Raw genomic sequence first — 16,599 nt, 5'->3', positions numbered from 1 at the left:
CTGATTAGACGAGACTTTCAGTTAGAAGCGATTTACTGGAGAAAAAATCATGGGTTGGCTACAAAGACTGTTTGGCATGGAAAAGCCTCAAAATGCTCAGGTGAATCCTTCGCCAGCTCCCGCTGCTGCTTCGGGTGAGGCAATCCCTCCCGAACGGGTCGGGCTTAATGGAGAATACGACGAGAGCGGCCTTGCAAAGCGGGTTGCCCTTGCATTTGACCAGGATCCCGAACTGGATGACATTGATACCCTGTGGGTTGCCCAATTAGGCACCACTGTTGTATTAAAGGGCAAAGTTCCCACTCAGGGTATTTTGGACAAGATGGTATCGGTTGCCAGGGGAGTAAACGGTGCCACTGATGTGACCACCGATCAGGTCACGGTTGGCAAATAGTTTTCATCAGGTTTACCCCTCTCCAATTCCCTCCGTTTCTGTCTTTACAGTGGCACAAACGGGGGGAATTTTTTCGGTGAAAACAACCTCTTATCGAGAAACCAGGGATCTCTAGCTTCCAAGTAACCCATTGCGTGTAATACCATGGGGTTTGCCAAATTAGGGAAGTTCATTCTGCCATGCCTAATGCGTTTGTAATCGGTCTCGGAAAATCAGGAGTGGCGGCAGCGCGATTACTCAAACGGGAAGGCTGGCAGGTGGTGGTGAAAGATCGGGGAACGTCTGACTCCCTTCGACAACAACAACAGGAACTAGAAGCCGAAGGAATCGCTGTCAGCCTGGGAGATTCCTTTACTCCCGATACGCTGTCTGCCGCAGAAATTCAACAAATTGTGGTGAGTCCAGGGGTGCCATGGGATGCACCGGGACTGGTGCGGGCGCGGGAACTGGGAATTGAAACCATTGGTGAAATGGAACTGGCTTGGCGGTATCTCAGCGATCGCCCCTGGGTGGGAGTCACCGGAACCAATGGCAAAACCACGACTACAGCTTTGATTGCTGCCATTTTTCAGGCGGCAGGGTTCGATGCTCCAGCCTTTGGTAACATTGGCCTGGCTGCCTGCGAAGTGGCCCTGGCTGCGAAAAAGCCAGATTGGGCGATCGCCGAACTCAGCAGCTATCAGATCGAGTCCTCTCCTTCTATTGCTCCTCAAATTGCTGTTTGGACGACCTTTACTCCGGACCACCTGAACCGCCATAAAACTTTGGAGAACTATTACCGCATCAAGGCCCACCTGTTAAGTCAGGCAAAGTACCAGGTGCTAAACGGGGATGATTCCTATCTGCGAACGGTGGGACAGCAACGGAAAAATCCCATCCGCCCCGACACCTGCTGGACCAGCATCCACGGGAAAGCGGACTTGCTGGGAGAGTCAAGTTTGGGAGTGTACATTGAAGATGCCTGGGTGCGAACTGAGAAAGAGCTGATTTTACCCCTTAGCTTGCTGCGGATGCCCGGTAAGCACAATCAGCAAAATTTACTGATGGCCGTAGCCGCCGCCAGGTTGGCAGGCATTGAAAAGGGTGCGATCGCCCAGGCCATTGCCACCTTCCCTGGTGTTCCCCATCGGCTAGAACACATTTGCACCTGGCAGGGGATTGACTTCATCAATGACAGCAAAGCAACCAACTATGATGCCGCTCAAGTCGGACTGTCTGCTGTCAAAAGCCCCACAATTCTGATTGCAGGTGGCGAAGCCAAAATTGGCGATGACAGCACCTGGATTGCCACGATCCAGGCTAAGGCGGCGGCTGTGCTGCTGATTGGTGATGCCGCTCCTACCTTTGCCGAGCGGTTAGAGCAAGCAGGTTACTCAAATCTGGAAATTGTAGAAACTCTGGAACAGGCAGTGCCGCGATCAATAGAACTTGCCAGGCAGTATAGTGCGCAGGTCGTTTTACTCTCTCCTGCCTGCGCTAGCTTCGACCAGTACCAGAACTTTGAGCAGCGAGGAGACCACTTCCGCCAACTCTGCCTAGAGTTGTTAGTTACTGGAGAACAGGTTCCTTAGAACTCATCCCCCCCTCACTCCATCACCCATCCACCTTTTTTCTCTCAAACCACCTCAAACGTAATCGATAGTGCCGCTAGTTGAGTGGTATCCACACTCCGCACGCCTCCAGCTGGAGAGGAGTTTTCACCACTGCTGCGTGTACCTGCATCCAGGTCATCCAGCATACTGCCAATAACTTCTGTCGGATCGCTGAGAGCGACAGGTCCTCTCAGTTGCCCGCTCCGTGATGCTAACCCTTGCAGGGCTTTCAATGCATTACCCAACGGTGTGCTGCTGGCAAGGACTAGCACTTCCGTTGTGCCTCTGGGTTCCTGGGTTACCAGACTAAAACGGTCTTTTCCTGGCTCTGGAATACGAAGCGTTTGTCCAGCCGCAACTTTCATCACTTCAGAGGTGGCTGTCCACTGATTGGGAAAGATAACGGTCATCTCCCCAGTGGAATCAATCACAAGCACGCTTACATAAAGATCACGCGGTTCGTTATTGGTGATGCGAAACTGAATCGCGGTGCCCAAGGGCAACCGTTTGGGGTCGTTGAGGGGTTGGGGACTGGTAGCGATCGCCCGTCCCACTCCCCGGACGGCAAACGCACTGGCAATGAGTTGAGTGTCCTTGCCTGCCGGTGTCATTGAAACGGCCACGTTCAACCGCGAAGAGTTGGTGTTGAGCGTCAGCTTGACAATCCGGGCAGCCAGGAGAGATTTCAGTTTAGCCTGAAGGCGGATCACAGCATCCGTAACCAATTCTCCGGGAGTACCGAAGGAACCGGGAACGACATCCAGACCGGGGGAAAACAAACCAACACTACCCACAGGTGGTAGATTCTGAATGCTGGTGTTTTGCAAAAGTTGTTGGTAGCGATCGTTCATTCGCCCCAGAATATACTGTACTTCCCCTTCTTGAAGCGGCAGGGGTTTTACCCGCTTCATGGCCTCTAACGCCTGTTTTGCCTGAACCATATCCTTGCCCAGGGAGGAGTCAAGTCCAATTTTGAGGGGCAAATCGATAGGAATACCTCGCACCTTTTCTTGTAACAATACGCCAGGTTTGGCAGCGTTCAACAGTTTTCCCTTACCAACCAGGCCATTACGGGATTCCAGCTTGACCTGCCCCTGTTCGCCGCCTTTGCTGTCCACCGCCGTAAGGATGGCATTCTGGTCAAATGCAGCCAGGCTTTGCGGATCGAGCCCACCCAGCCAGAGTTCAGCACGATCGCCCTCTACCTTCATTACCACCGCTTCTGCTGGAGCCGTTTGTTTCGGTGTAAAGTAGAACAACTGTTTCTCGTAACCACTGCCCGGCTTAACTTCAAAAATAGGCTCCTGGCTACTGGAAGACATTTTGCTGGTATTGCGGGCAACCCTGGGGATGGCACTGTTGACTGTCGATGTTCCCGGTTCTTGCCAGAGATATTGGGTCATTAAGTAGGTAAAAGCTCCGGCATAGAAGTCGCTAAAAGGGGCATCAGCTGCTAACTGATCTCGCTTGGCAGAGGCAATCACCACTCCCCTGGCTACCCCCGACCGTCGCTGACGGATAAACTCAGCAGGTGATAGGCTCAGCCGCGACAACCACTGTTTCTGGTATTCAAACTCTGCCGGGTCAGCCTGAAGAATTGCTCCGCCACTGCGCGATCGCACCCGCAGATTGCCCCGCGTTCCTCCACCAGCGTGGCAGCTATCCAGCACAACCGTCACATTCTCAGTTGGCAAGGCACTCATCAGCAGAAACAGTGTGTGCCCCATAATGTCTTTGACCGTACCGCCCCGTTCAGGAAAATCCGGTGGCAGAGCCCCATCTACCGGAACAAAGGTGCTGTTTAAACCATCCGGTTCATCCCGATCGGGGTCTGTCACCTGGGAACCGTGCCCGGAATAGTGAAACACTACCACATCCCCCGGCTTCGCCTGTTTAATCAAATGCTCCTCAAATGCCGTCAAAATTCCCTGCCGGGTTGCCTGAGCATCGATCAATGTCAAAATATCCTTGTCATTAAAGCCAAACCGATGCATAAGCAATTGCCGCTGGAGTTCTACATCGGTAACACATCCCTGAAGTGAACTGAACTGGCTACTTTCAGGATAAGCATTGATGCCCACTAACAACGCCAGTTTGCGAAGTGTCCCCTGAGCCAGGACTTGAGCATAGCGAATACTTTGCTGGTAAATATCCCACTGGCTTAAACCCAGCGTTACCAGCATCGAACCTGCAAACTGTAGAAAGTGACGACGAGGAAACGATGGCATAGATAGCAGTCCTAAATCAGTCATGAGATTGAGAAGCTTTGTGAGAAAGAACTCCTGCGGAATCCTTTCTCACAATCTAAACAGGATCGCTATATCCGTCATAACTCAATCCCGTTTACTGGTGGCGATGACGTTGCTGAAAACCCCATCCATTTGATACCCTTAAACGATTTCTCCAAGAGGTCTGGTATTGGGCTTGGGAAAGGGTACGCTCAGTGGCATGATATTGATATTGACAAGACTCAATCTCACTGGATGGATTTCACGATAGCGTCTTCTTGACCTGTCCACATACCAGGTTTAACAGATTGAGTCCGCCATCATCATTGATAACCCAGATACCCTGAGCCACACTTAAGGAGAACCATGCTTAAAAGATACATTTGGCTCGCTCTAGCCACTGTATTCTTCACCTTTTATACGTTTGTGGGCAGCGTCGCGGCAGCCGAACTGGATGCCACCACCCGGACGGTTCCACTCAATGACAAAGGTGACACGGTTGTTTTGAGCCTGAAGCAAGTTAAGGAAGGGAAACGATTATTTCAATACGCCTGTGCTCAATGCCATGTTGGTGGAATCACGAAAACCGACCCTAACATTGGGCTTGATCCCGAATCTCTAGCACTGGCAACGCCACCCCGCAATAACATCGAAGCGCTGGTGGATTTTATGGAGAATCCAACTAGCTACGATGGGATTGACTCGATCGCCGAGGTTCACCCCAGCCTCAAGAGTAAGGACACATTTCCAGAGATGCGAAACCTGACCAGAGAGGATCTGGTGGCGATCGCAGGTCATATCCTGCTTCAGCCTAAGGTTGTCGGCGAAAAATGGGGCGGCGGCAAGATCTACTACTAAGCAGTCTAAAAAATACCTCCAAACGGTTGACATCGACTTTAGACTCTGGATTTATCATCGGGCATTTACTTTGCCCAATCCGGGGTCTAAGGTCTTCCTTATTAAATGCATCTTTTGAAATTACCCTTCCCACATTCAATGAAGCAACTTTCCCTCTGGTTTCGTTTATTGCTTTCTATTTGTGTTTTCTGGTTGCAAATTGCGATCGCCAGCGAACCGGTGTGGGCGGCGATCGACCCCTACGTTACCCGCTACCTGAAAGTTACCGATCCGATTCCTCTAGAAGTGAATGAACAACAACAAACCCGGCTGTTCTCTGCAGAAGAACTATCCGACGGTAAACGATTGTTTCTACGCAACTGCATAAACTGCCATGTAGGTGGAACAACCATACCCAACCCAATTGTCTCCCTCTCTCTTGACGCATTGCATGGAGCCACCCCACGACGGGATACCATCAACGGTTTAGTAACTTACCTGCGACGACCCATGACTTACGACGGCACTGAAGAAACCATTTGGTGCCGCGAAGTACCAGAAAGCTGGCTTTCCCAACAACAGATCGAGAACCTGGCCGGGTTTATCCTGCGGGCAGCGCAAGTTGCTCCTGGGTGGGGCACAGAAACCTTTCAGGGCGAGTAACAGAATCTTCGACAAGCTGTCGAAGATTTGTTCTAAAATCTTAATGTGTATGTAAGCATAAACCTTGAAGGAAACCATGAAACTGTTTACTTCCGCTGCGAGAAGCATTTGCCTCACCCTGGCTGCTGCTCTACTGGTAGTCAGTAGCTTTTTCCTGTCTGCTTCGCCTGCTGCTGCGGCAACCTACACCGTTAAAATGGGTGGCGATAATGGCATGCTCGTATTCCAACCTGATAAGTTGAATGTCAAGCCCGGTGACACGGTACAGTTTGTTGTTAACAAAGTTCCTCCCCACAATATCGTTTTTGATGACACCGCAATTCCTGGTAAGGATAAAGCCCTGGCAAAATCCCTCTCTCATCAAAACCTGGAGATGACCCCTGGTTCAGGATTTGAGGTAACTATTCCCAAGGATGCTCCTGCTGGTGAGTACACCTACTTCTGTGCGCCCCACCGGAGTGCTGGGATGGTAGGTAAGCTGATCGTTGGCTAATTTCCTGAGTGGCCGATCTGCAGGTTCTCCTCTCCTGACAGTGGTGATCCATTCATACTAGGTGGAGAGCCTATGATCCAAATGCCTGCATGAATTCATGCCTATGCTTAATTCATGCCTATGCTTTACGTTAGACAGGGGAGAACCTATTTGAAAATGTTTTACGCGCTGTTTGGGTTGGCGATCGCCCTCATTGTTATTTTTATCACTCAGCCAGTCAATGCGGCGGATTTGAATAATGGCGCAAAGATTTTCAATGCTAATTGTTCAGCCTGCCACGTTGGCGGTAATAACGTAATTATCGCCAACAAAACCCTTAAGAAAGAAGCCCTGGAGAAATACGGAATGGATTCTCTAGAGGCAATTAAAACCCAGGTGACTAAGGGCAAAAATGCAATGCCTGCCTTTAATAGTCGATTGAGTCCAGAGCAAATTGAAGACGTGGCAACCTATGTCTTAGAGCAATCGAAAAAAGGCTGGTAAGGTTGCCATATTTTTTATTCTGCTTAAGCCATCGCCCTTCTCGGCCCCCTTGAATCTTCAAGGGGGTTTGTTTTGTATCAAAATACAGCCTCTCTATTATGACTACTGCTATAGTGCTAATCTCACAGTCTATGATTTTCTCCCAAAAAGTTGCGAGTAAGCGTCGTTTATCCTGAACAAAGTCAATGTTCCAGAGATTTTGTTCGAGATGAAAAAGTATAGCGTTCACAAATCGTTTGTGAACAAAGGGGTGGGAGCGAAGCCCCCACGCAGCGGTGGAAACCCTGCATCCCGTTCAGATTTCAAGAAGGATCGCTCTAACACAAGATATGCTTTCACCAGCAAGCTGAAAGAGCCTAGTTTATAACCCAACACCCAACAACTGCGAGGAAAGAAGTCGTGGTTCCCATTCGTGATAACAATCCAACTCGGATTACCCCATTCGTGACCTATGGGCTAATCGCTATTAATGTTGGAGTCTTTATTTATCAGTTAACCCTCACACCGCAAGAATTAAAACAGTTTTTTATGACGTGGGCGCTGGTTCCCTTAGCGCTCACTGAAAGTCTTACGGGGCAATTAACCTATCAGCCAGCCGTTGCACCATGGATGACGTTGTTCACCTCGCAATTCTTACACGGTGGCTTCTTGCATATCATTGGAAACATGCTGTTTCTGTCAATCTTTGGCAACAACGTTGAAGATAAATTAGGTCACTTCAGGTATCTCATTTTTTACCTGGCCTGTGGCGCACTTGCCGCTCTGACTCAATGGTTTTTTTCGGCGTATTCAACTATCCCCTCGCTGGGGGCGAGTGGGGCGATCGCGGGTGTTATGGGTGCTTACATCCTCCGCTTTCCCGGAGCAAAAATTCTTACCCTACTTCCCCTGGGATTTATTATTATTCCCATCCACATTCCAGCCTTTGTTTTTCTTGGCCTTTGGTTTGTACAACAAGCGTTTTACGGCGTCGCCAGTCTTGATGCCCAAATAAACATAGAAGAAGGAGGCATTGCTTATTGGGCACATGCTGGCGGATTTGTTTTCGGCGCAATTCTAGGACCGATGCTTGGGTTATTATCCTCAGATCGGCGATAAAGGTGAGAGATTAGGAGTAATCATATGCCTCGATTTAACCCTTACACCCTGCAAATGCAAATAACTCGGATGTTTGAGCAGGGGCAATCACTCTTCGCCACGATGAAAGTGCAGGAATGGCTGAAAGAGCGCAACGAAGATCCAAACGCCTATGATATTTTCTTCCACCAAAAAACTGCCCCACCGGGGTCAGGGCAAGTGATGGTGGTGGAAATTGAACTACGCCGTAAAGATGGACAGCCCGTTGATCTCTGGTTACAAGAACAGGTCAATGAACATGCATAGCAGGAGATCAGGTCATTAAGAGAAAGGGACTGGAGGGAAGAAGGAAGAAGGAAGAAGAAGGAAGAAGAAGGAAGAAAAGGGGCAGGGACTGGGGGCTAGGGGCTAAGAACCAGGTATTGGGACAACCCAGAACTCAGAACTCGAAACTCAGAACCCATCTACCCTCCTACTCCCTCCCTCCCTCTTCCGCTCCCCTGATCTCCTATTAACCTTTCCGGTGCCCGTTACGAATTGGTGTGCCGCACGGATAGGTTGCTATCAACTCCCGTTCTGGCTCAATTACCGGAATTGGGGTAGAAACCAGATGAGTGGGCTTGGCTTTCGCAGCTTCGTAATCAGCTTTCAACTTTGCCAGCATTTCATCACGCCGGTCATAAAGCCGCTTCAGGGGGCGCGGCTGACACTGATTGATGACGTAGGCGGTCATAATTGGTAGGGCGATCGTGCTGTCGGTGTAGCAAACAATTGTGCTGGGCAATTCTTCGGGGTCTACCTTACCCCAGCTCACCGCTTCGCTGGGAGTTGCACCGGACAGTCCACCAGTGTCCGGGCGGGCATCTGTTACCTGGATGAAGTAATCATGTCCCCGTTCTTCCAGTCCTAACACCTCATGTAACTGGGGTTGGGTTTGCAGTAAAAGGTTTTTGGGACTCCCCCCTCCGATGATCAGGGCCGCACTCTTGCCCTCTACTTCAGGGATGCCAGTTTCGCGAGCAGCATAGGCGATTGCAGCGGTTTCATTCACATCCAGGGAGGGATCGAGTACCAGTTGAGAGCCTTCCAGGGCGATCGCCGCAACATTCATGCCGATAGAACTGTCTCCCGGTGAAGACGTGTAGATTGGAACACCGCACTCATAAGCCGTTGCCAATAGGCAGGAATTCTTAACGCCCAATTGCTTTTCAACTTCACGCACATACCGACCTAGCAGGTAATGAAACTCTGCTGTACTCATGCGCTTCTGGAAAGGCTCCGCTTTCAAAATTTCTCGTAGAAACGCGTCAGTCTCTAACAACACATCGTATTCAAATACGATGTCATAAATACGAATTCGTCCTTCTTGACGCAGTTTCACATCATCCAGAAATGGGCTGCTGGCATACAGTTCCAGTCCCAATCCATAATGTATATCGTGATACAGGTTTGCTCCGGTACTGATTATCCAATCCACAAAGCCATTACGCACCAGGGGAGCCAGTACAGATACTCCAAAACCTGCCGGAGTCATAGCACCCGACAAACTCATCCCCACAGTGACCCCTTCCTGCATCACTTCACGGCTCAACAGGTGGCAAATCTCACGCAGGCGGGCAGAGTTATATGCAGTAAAGTAGCCATCGATCAAATCGACGACACCAATCTCCGCAGGCATGGGGGAGGGTGCGATTTTCTGACTGAGCAATTTTGACATCTTTGCACTCCGAAAAAAGTGGACAGCATAAATAAGGTTGAAGAAATGAACATTGACATCCCCAAGGACAGACATCCTCCCGCGCACACGGAACAGCCACTACATCAAGCAGTGCCGTTGGGGTGTTGAACATCTGGTGAAGCCAGCTTTTCCATATCTCATTCAACGTTCCTACCTGGGTAAGCAGGTTAAGGAACAGATACGTTCTGATTGGTAACCCCTAGAGCAGCAGAGCGTCCGCCGCATCCAGGGGGCTCTCTACCAGAACCTGACGCTTAGAATTCGTAGAACGACAAATGAACACCGTTCAACAAACCTTTACCCGAGACAAGCAACTCTGCTTTCACGTATTTAGTTAAAAAATTCTCCTAAAGAGAACTTGACCGACCGAGTTCGCAAGAGTGATAAAGGACCAAATCTTCAGATGGACGAGATCAAACCAATTCCAACGAGTTGCGAACCTCAAGTTACAGGTCGGTCAGCTCATACTGGGTGCTTCACACCGATCTGCCCACGATAGTGCTGGGTCGCACTGCCGTTTCCGCTTTAGTTTCATTTCCAGATACCAGAGCAAGTGGTATCCAGTCAGGGAAAGAGGTCTCAATTCTTTCAGACAACCTTCAGACACTAACCTTACCAATCTAGCACCAATATCTCAAAGCTTCTCAATAGAACTACGGATTTTTTTAACAAAACATGGCTTTTGGCGAAATTCCCTGACCGCTTGAAGCAAGTTAGTTGCATCTGTTGAAAGGATACGCAATGATGTTGGCAGCAGGTATTGGCATAGCTCCATCCTTATACTACAGGTGCAAAATGGATAGATCCAGGTGCAAAATGGATAGATCCACGCACACCATAGAACGCATCAAGCCTTTTTATCCGCTTCATTCGCCTGCTATGTCAAACAATTCCTTTAGCAACTCTTCAACTATTAAGCAATCTCAGCATTGTGCTCAATCTGCACGCTGGCATACGTTTCCCGAAATTCTGCAACGCCTTCATCAGGAGCGCATTTTCATCCATCCTGACCAACTTGCAGAGTTTATGTTGTATCACGGGTTGCCTGTTGACCTCTGCTACGTACCAAAGCACCTCAAGCAACGGGCAAAACTGATTAACAATAACTACCAGGGAGATATGGCACGCTTAGAAGTGGTAAAGGATCAGCCTAGCCTGTTTACGTTTGATTAGATGAGCGATCGCAGATAGCTGTGATTTTAGTTGCCTAGTGCCCGGTGTGATAACGAACTATCCACAAGTGAAGAGTACCAGCAATGAATAGTTTAAACTCCGAGCTGACCAGTCATGGGGAAGAAATCCGCGATCGCCCCTCTGCCGAAGAGAGCTACCGCAAAAAAATGCAGCGACGCAAGCAGGTACAGGAGCAGCGCTTAGCAGGAATGACCAGCGAAAAGGGACTGATCATTGTGCATACGGGCAATGGCAAAGGAAAAACCACAGCAGCGTTGGGAATGGTATTGCGATCGCTGGGGCATGGCTACCGGGTGGCAATCATCCAGTTCATCAAAGGAGCCTGGGAGCCTGCTGAAAAAGCAGCCTTCCAACCCTGGACTGTAAGTGTGGATGGTACCTCCCCCCAGCTAGAATTTCACGCCATGGGTGAAGGCTTTACCTGGGAAACGCAAGATAAAGAACGGGACACCCAAATGGCACAAGCCGCCTGGACAAAAGCCCTCACTTTTGTTAAGAACCCCGACTTCAGATTGGTTTTACTGGATGAAGTCAACGTTGCCTTGAAACATGGCTATCTAACTGTTGATCAGGTGTTATCGGGGTTGGAACATAAGCCTGATCATTCCCATGTCATTTTGACGGGCAGAGGTGCGCCTCCAGTATTAATTGACCATGCCGATCTCGTCACCGAAATGACTCTGATCAAACATCCCTTTCGGGAACAGGGGGTTAAAGCTCAGCCAGGAATTGAGTATTGAAACTTGCCCCTGAAAGACCCTTTTCAAGGAGCCATCACAAACTACGCATTTAAGCTTATGACTCTTGGTTCCTGGCTCCTAGTGGCTCCTGACTTCTAGTTCCTATTTTTATGTCAGGCAGATTCCGATTGTTTGACCAGTTTTCGTTTGAGAGACTTTCTGTTTCAATATTAGTACTCTTGCTCTATTACACTTATCTCTTTTTCGGGCAAACTATCTGAGTGCCAATTGCTGAATGCTGGTAGCCATTGCATGGAAATTCTTTCAGTTACGCTAAAAAATTTTAAACGGCATCGTGAACGTCAATTTTTCTTTCAGCCAGGAATTAATGCTATCTTTGGCGAAAATGGCGCAGGCAAGTCGAGCATTCTGGAAGCGATCGCCTGGGTTCTGTTTGACTACATTGGCGGGTATAGCAAAGAAGACCTGATCTGCAACGGATCTGCCAGTGCTCAAGTATCAGTTTCTTTTGTATCAAATCGAGACGGGCGCACTTACGAAATCCAGCGTTGCACCACAAGAGGCTATACCCTCTATGACTCTCAACTCAATGAGCGCCTACCTTACAGCAAAATTAAGGAAGAAGTGTTACCCTGGCTGCGGCAACATCTGGGAGTTACCCCCGGAACCGACCTGGGTAAATTATTTGCCAGCACTATTGGTGTTCCTCAGGGTACTTTCACCGCAGATTTTCTACTGACTAAAGAAAACCGTAAGCCCATCTTTGACAAAATTCTAAAGGTTGAGGAATATCAACAAACCTGGAAGAAAATGGGCGATCTGGAAAAATACGCCAGAAGCCTGGTCGAAAATTTAGAGCGAGAGATTGCTGGCTATGACAAAGATTTGGAAGATTTGATTCCGCTGCAACAGAAACGTGAGGCGCAGCATCAGGAAATTGAACAGGTGCAAACCGATTTGCAGCAGCTTCAACTTCAATTGACTCAACTTCAGGCAGAGCAAACCCAACTGGTTGATCAGGCAACCCAGATTCAACGGTGTCAATCCCAGCTAGAACGGCTGACTGAGCGAATCGAAAGACAACTGGAAACAATCACTCGATTACAAACAGATTTACGACAGGCAGAGCAAGCGGTTGCTATTTGTACGGCAAACCGGGAAGCGTATCAAACCTTTGTTCAAGCAGAAGAAACCTTTCAGGCCCTCCAGCAACAGTGGCAGGTTGAGCAACAGTGGCAGCGAGAAAAGCGGCAATACGAACTACTGCTGAGCGATCGCAAAACTCAACTGGCAACCCTCACCCATCAACTGGAAGAACTCGCCATCGCAGAACAGCAAATCAAACAACTGGAACCCCAAACATGCCGTCAGCTCAACCTGGAGCAGCAATGTCAGAATCTCAGTCAGCAGTTTCAAACACTGGCAGGCTGGCAACAAACTCTTCAGACTCAGGAAAAGTTGCACGCAGAACGGCAAAATCAGCTTTTCCAGTTACAGGCAGAAATTTTCCACCTTCAGGCTTTGGAATCTTCCATCCAGCAGATTCCAATGTTGGAGCAGCAGCAGCAGCGTTTACAGCAGCAACTCAGCCGTATAGAAGCGGCAACCCAGTTTAAAGCTGATTTACAGCAGATCCTGTCTCAGTCAAAGGAACGGGGCGATCGCTACCTGTCCCAGGCCCAGCACGCAGAAGAGACTTTGCGAGAATTGCAGAAAACTCTTCCCTTGTGGACCGATGCCCTGGATTTGGCAATTCATGCCCTGCATAGCGGTGCAGACTGGCAACAGCAACTAACCATCGCTCTGCACACCATTCTCAACGACCTGACAGAGCAAACTTGTACGGCAATGCTGGAACAGCAGCTTAAGACCGTTCACACAGAACTGCAAATCCTGAGAAGGCAGCAAACCGAATTTTCAACCCTGAAAAATCTGCTAATCCGGCAACAGGAACTGGAAAATGAAATCAAACATTTGCAGGTAAGTTTAGCGGAACTGAGAACTAAACTGGCGGCAGAATCCACTCTAAAACAGGAGCTGGCACAAGTTGAAAGTGAACTACAGGCACTCAACGACCCCCGTGGTCAGATTCGGTTACTGACCCAAAAACTTGAGCCATTGTCAGATTTGCAGCAACAGTTTCAAAAGGTACACACTTCAGTTACAGAAATCCAGCAAAAAATAGCCAAGATCGACACCCAACTTGCTGAATTTGCCAATCTGGCAGATGCGATGCAGACCCAGCAATCCCTGAAAGAGCGGCATCAAGCCGCCTACCAGGAATATCTGGCCTATCGAGAATTGGCAAATACGCGCAAGGAGCGGCAAAAACAACTTGAAGAAGCGACCCATCAGCTCCAGACCCTGAAACAGGAGGCAGCCCAGATCCAACAAGAGCACGATCGCCTCACCCAATCCTTCGATCCTGTCCACTTTCAATCTGTTCAGGCCGCCTATCAGCAGGCGAACACTCAGCAAATTGCCCTCAAGGCTCGCCTCCCCGATATGCAGAAGTATCTGGACAACCTCGACCACCAGTTAGCCCGCTTACAAACCATTCAGGAGAAGCGATCGCAAGCCAAGACAGCGCTAGAGCAGAGACACAAAACTGAAAAGTTCATCAAGTTTGCCCGTAAGGTATATAAAGAAGCGGGTCCCCGCATTACCGAACGCTATGTTCAAACAATCTCCAGAGAAGCTGATTGCCTGTTTCGAGAACTGCTTAACCGGGTCAATGTCAGCCTGGAATGGACGCGGGACTACGAAATTATCGTGCGGGAGGGTGCCCATTCCCGTCGATTTATTAATCTATCCGGTGGCGAACAAATGTGTGCAGCGCTGGCGGTTAGGCTGGCACTCCTGAAAGTTCTGGCCGATATTGACGTGGCATTTTTCGACGAACCCACCACCAATATGGATAGACCCCGTCGGGAAAGCCTGGCAGAAGCGATCGCTAACATCAAAACCTTTCGTCAACTCTTTGTCATCAGCCACGACGATACTTTTGAAAAGGTGACGGAAAACATCATCCTGGTAGAGCGAGAAGCAGAATAAAAAAAGTCAGGGTTAGATCCTGACTTATGCTTCAAGCAAAGGTTCAAGAAAGGAATTTTTCGTTAGTGCAATCTAAAGCACACCCAGGTTGGTTAAACCGAGAACCGCCCCTGCCCCAAGAATGTGACCAAAGCACAGAGTTCCTACAACGGCAGGCGCGCTGAAACCGCCAAATAGATTGGAAGACGGCATTTCAGGCCCCACATTGGGCTTTTGAACTGTCTGTCTGGCAATGGCGATCGCTAAAATATTGCAAACAATCATTACAATCCCAACAGTTGGGCTCCAATCAGCCGATCTAGCGGCAACAGCAAGCAAAGTAGAGGTAAACAATTGGCTATCTCCTCAATCTCACGACTAGTTTGATATCTTTAGGTGAAATATCTACCAGAGAATCATGCTCCACCGACATAGATTGCATCAATAGTTAACACTTTTGGAAAAAAATCCGCATTAAATGACAGTTCTGGCATTAGTGAATCCTGGAAAACGTCATTTTTTGTAACGTTTGGGCCAAACTTTAGAAGAAAGAGCAGTGAAGCTGATTTGTCCACTGACCCGCTTCAGCCTTTGCTCAACCCCATGCGGAACTATAGCGTTCACAAACTATTTGTGAACAAGGGGGGACTTCGCCCCTACGCAGGGGTTCCACCCCTGCACCCCGTTCAAATTTCAAGAGGGATCGCTATAACACTGCCATGAAAATTTTGGTACTCAATGCAGGATCTAGTAGCCAAAAGAGTTGCCTTTACGAAATAGTAGATAGTTCTTCTTTGCCAGAACACCCTCCTCAACCTGTTTGGGAAGCCAAAGTTGACTGGTCTCATCATCAAGGTTTTGCAGAGATGGAAGTTGTAACCGCTCAGGGGACATGCTTAAAAGAAGAAATTCGGACTCACTCGCGTCCTGCTGTCATTGCTTACCTGCTTGATACCCTCTGGAAAGGCGAAACCCAGGTAATTAAACAGCTCTCAGACATTAATGTCGTTGGGCATCGAGTGGTGCATGGTGGGCAGGAATATCGTGAGAGTGTACGAATAACAGCCGAGGTGAAAGCTGCGATCTCCCGACTCATTCCCCTCGCTCCAGCACACAATCCCGCTAGCCTGGAAGGAATCGAATCGGTCACAAATGTGTTGCCCCAAGTCCCCCAGGTTGCTGTATTTGATACCGCCTTTCACTCCCAAATGCCTCAGGCATCTGCCCTTTATGCAGGCCCCTACGAATGGTTTGAGCAAGGCATCCGTCGCTATGGATTTCATGGTATCAGCCATCAGTACTGCGCCCAACGCACAGCCCAGATTCTAGGGAGGGACCTGAACACCCTCAAACTGATTACCTGTCACCTTGGAAACGGTTGCTCTTTAGCCGCTATTCAGCATGGACATAGCATTGATACCACGATGGGCTTTACTCCTCTGGATGGCTTGATGATGGGAAGCCGCTCTGGCTCCGTTGACCCTGGCATTCTGATTCATCTTCTGCGTCAGGAGAATTACACCGCGGCCCAACTTGATCAAGTTCTCAATCAGGCATCTGGGCTCAAAGGAATCTCAGGCATCTCAAGTGATATGCGCCAGGTGTCTGAAGCCGCAGCCAAGGGCAGCCAGCGTGCCCGGCTAGCGCTCGACATGTATATTCATCGTCTGCAAGCAGGAATTGGGTCAATGCTTGCCGGTCTGAAGGGATTAGATGTTCTCGTATTTACCGCTGGAGTGGGAGAAAACTCAGCCTGGGTTAGAGCATCAGCCTGCGAAGCCTTTGAATTCCTAGGACTGAAGCTAGATCCTCGGAAAAATCAGCAGAGTCCTGCTGACCAAGATATCGCAGCAGTTGATTCCTCCATTCGAGTAGTTGTCGTTCATACCCAGGAAGATTGGGCGATCGCCCAGGAATGCTGGAAACTTATGCAGTTATCCTAGTCGTAGCTCAAATTACAGCAGTAGCCACTAGTGGTCTGTCAAGACTGTTTTGATGGGTTGAAAACCCATCAAAACACCTGAGAATTGGGTTTTGTAGATTTGAGGGATAACTCAAATCTATCCTGACGGACTACTAGTCTCTGACTCCCGACTCCTGATATAAATTTAAGGGTTTTCGACCCAGGAAAATTTTCCTGCCGAAATACTAATCTTCTGCTCCAAC

15 protein-coding genes are annotated in these 16,599 nt (G+C 49.1%); 12 read left to right on the top strand and 3 right to left on the bottom strand.

What is annotated here, in order from left to right:
- The first annotated feature begins 49 nt into the window (after positions 1-49).
- Together P4D80_RS08390 and murD are read left to right on the top strand one after the other, a co-directional pair.
- On the top strand, positions 50-394 hold the full coding sequence (locus P4D80_RS08390) for a BON domain-containing protein (RefSeq protein ID WP_421658590.1): 345 nt from the start codon (positions 50-52) through the stop codon (positions 392-394).
- A gap of 179 nt (positions 395-573) precedes the next feature.
- A complete protein-coding gene (gene murD / locus P4D80_RS08385) occupies positions 574-1,965 on the top strand; it encodes a UDP-N-acetylmuramoyl-L-alanine--D-glutamate ligase (RefSeq protein WP_421658589.1) in 1,392 nt (463 codons plus the stop codon).
- A gap of 44 nt (positions 1,966-2,009) precedes the next feature.
- On the opposite strand, the gene P4D80_RS08380 is transcribed toward murD, so the two are convergent.
- Positions 2,010-4,214 (bottom strand): caspase family protein, encoded by a 2,205-nt coding sequence (locus tag P4D80_RS08380; protein ID WP_421658588.1) that lies wholly within the window; start codon positions 4,212-4,214, stop codon positions 2,010-2,012.
- A 366-nt stretch (positions 4,215-4,580) separates the two neighbouring features.
- Here P4D80_RS08380 and psbV point away from each other — a divergent pair, with 366 nt between their 5' ends.
- The 6 genes from psbV (at position 4,581) to P4D80_RS08350 (ending at position 8,073) form a co-directional block, all read left to right on the top strand.
- Positions 4,581-5,072, top strand: coding sequence for a photosystem II cytochrome c-550 (gene psbV / locus P4D80_RS08375; protein WP_421658587.1), 492 nt, complete (start codon positions 4,581-4,583; stop codon positions 5,070-5,072).
- 138 nt (positions 5,073-5,210) lie between these two features.
- The gene (gene psbV2 / locus P4D80_RS08370) at positions 5,211-5,714 is read left to right on the top strand and encodes a photosystem II cytochrome PsbV2 (protein ID WP_421658585.1); all 504 of its coding nucleotides are present in this window, start codon (positions 5,211-5,213) and stop codon (positions 5,712-5,714) included.
- Positions 5,715-5,790: 76 nt separating this feature from the next.
- Entirely contained in the window at positions 5,791-6,207 is a 417-nt protein-coding gene (gene petE / locus P4D80_RS08365; protein WP_421658584.1) for a plastocyanin, read from the top strand.
- 156 nt (positions 6,208-6,363) lie between these two features.
- A complete protein-coding gene (gene petJ / locus P4D80_RS08360; RefSeq protein WP_421658583.1) occupies positions 6,364-6,690 on the top strand; it encodes a cytochrome c6 PetJ in 327 nt (108 codons plus the stop codon).
- 399 nt (positions 6,691-7,089) lie between these two features.
- Positions 7,090-7,788 carry a rhomboid family intramembrane serine protease gene (locus P4D80_RS08355; protein ID WP_421658582.1) on the top strand — a complete coding sequence of 233 codons (699 nt, stop codon included), beginning with the start codon at positions 7,090-7,092 and terminating at the stop codon, positions 7,786-7,788.
- 24 nt (positions 7,789-7,812) lie between these two features.
- A complete protein-coding gene (locus tag P4D80_RS08350; protein ID WP_421658581.1) occupies positions 7,813-8,073 on the top strand; it encodes a hypothetical protein in 261 nt (86 codons plus the stop codon).
- A 205-nt stretch (positions 8,074-8,278) separates the two neighbouring features.
- On the opposite strand, the gene P4D80_RS08345 is transcribed toward P4D80_RS08350, so the two are convergent.
- Positions 8,279-9,484, bottom strand: coding sequence for a homospermidine biosynthesis protein (locus P4D80_RS08345; RefSeq protein ID WP_421658580.1), 1,206 nt, complete (start codon positions 9,482-9,484; stop codon positions 8,279-8,281).
- Between the two features lie 900 nt (positions 9,485-10,384).
- On the opposite strand from P4D80_RS08345, the gene P4D80_RS08340 reads away from it, so the two are divergent.
- The 3 genes from P4D80_RS08340 to P4D80_RS08330 all read left to right on the top strand — a co-directional run bounded on the left by P4D80_RS08340 (position 10,385) and on the right by P4D80_RS08330 (position 14,454).
- The gene (locus P4D80_RS08340; protein ID WP_421658579.1) at positions 10,385-10,678 is read left to right on the top strand and encodes a hypothetical protein; all 294 of its coding nucleotides are present in this window, start codon (positions 10,385-10,387) and stop codon (positions 10,676-10,678) included.
- Positions 10,679-10,761: 83 nt separating this feature from the next.
- On the top strand, positions 10,762-11,439 hold the full coding sequence (gene cobO / locus P4D80_RS08335; protein ID WP_421658578.1) for a cob(I)yrinic acid a,c-diamide adenosyltransferase: 678 nt from the start codon (positions 10,762-10,764) through the stop codon (positions 11,437-11,439).
- 252 nt (positions 11,440-11,691) lie between these two features.
- Positions 11,692-14,454: an AAA family ATPase gene (locus tag P4D80_RS08330; RefSeq protein WP_421658576.1), complete on the top strand. Its 2,763-nt coding sequence runs from the start codon at positions 11,692-11,694 to the stop codon at positions 14,452-14,454.
- A gap of 72 nt (positions 14,455-14,526) precedes the next feature.
- On the opposite strand, the gene psaK is transcribed toward P4D80_RS08330, so the two are convergent.
- Positions 14,527-14,787 carry a photosystem I reaction center subunit PsaK gene (gene psaK / locus P4D80_RS08325; RefSeq protein WP_421658573.1) on the bottom strand — a complete coding sequence of 87 codons (261 nt, stop codon included), beginning with the start codon at positions 14,785-14,787 and terminating at the stop codon, positions 14,527-14,529.
- Between the two features lie 365 nt (positions 14,788-15,152).
- Between psaK and P4D80_RS08320 the strand changes: the two genes are divergently transcribed.
- The gene (locus P4D80_RS08320; protein WP_421658571.1) at positions 15,153-16,376 is read left to right on the top strand and encodes an acetate kinase; all 1,224 of its coding nucleotides are present in this window, start codon (positions 15,153-15,155) and stop codon (positions 16,374-16,376) included.
- Positions 16,377-16,599: the final 223 nt, after the last annotated feature.

The sequence above is a fragment of the Leptothermofonsia sp. ETS-13 genome (assembly GCF_049200465.1).
Taxonomy (GTDB): Bacteria; Cyanobacteriota; Cyanobacteriia; order Leptolyngbyales; family Leptolyngbyaceae; genus Leptothermofonsia.
Note: the sequence above shows the minus strand (reverse complement) of the source record. Positions and strands in the feature narration are given on the sequence as shown.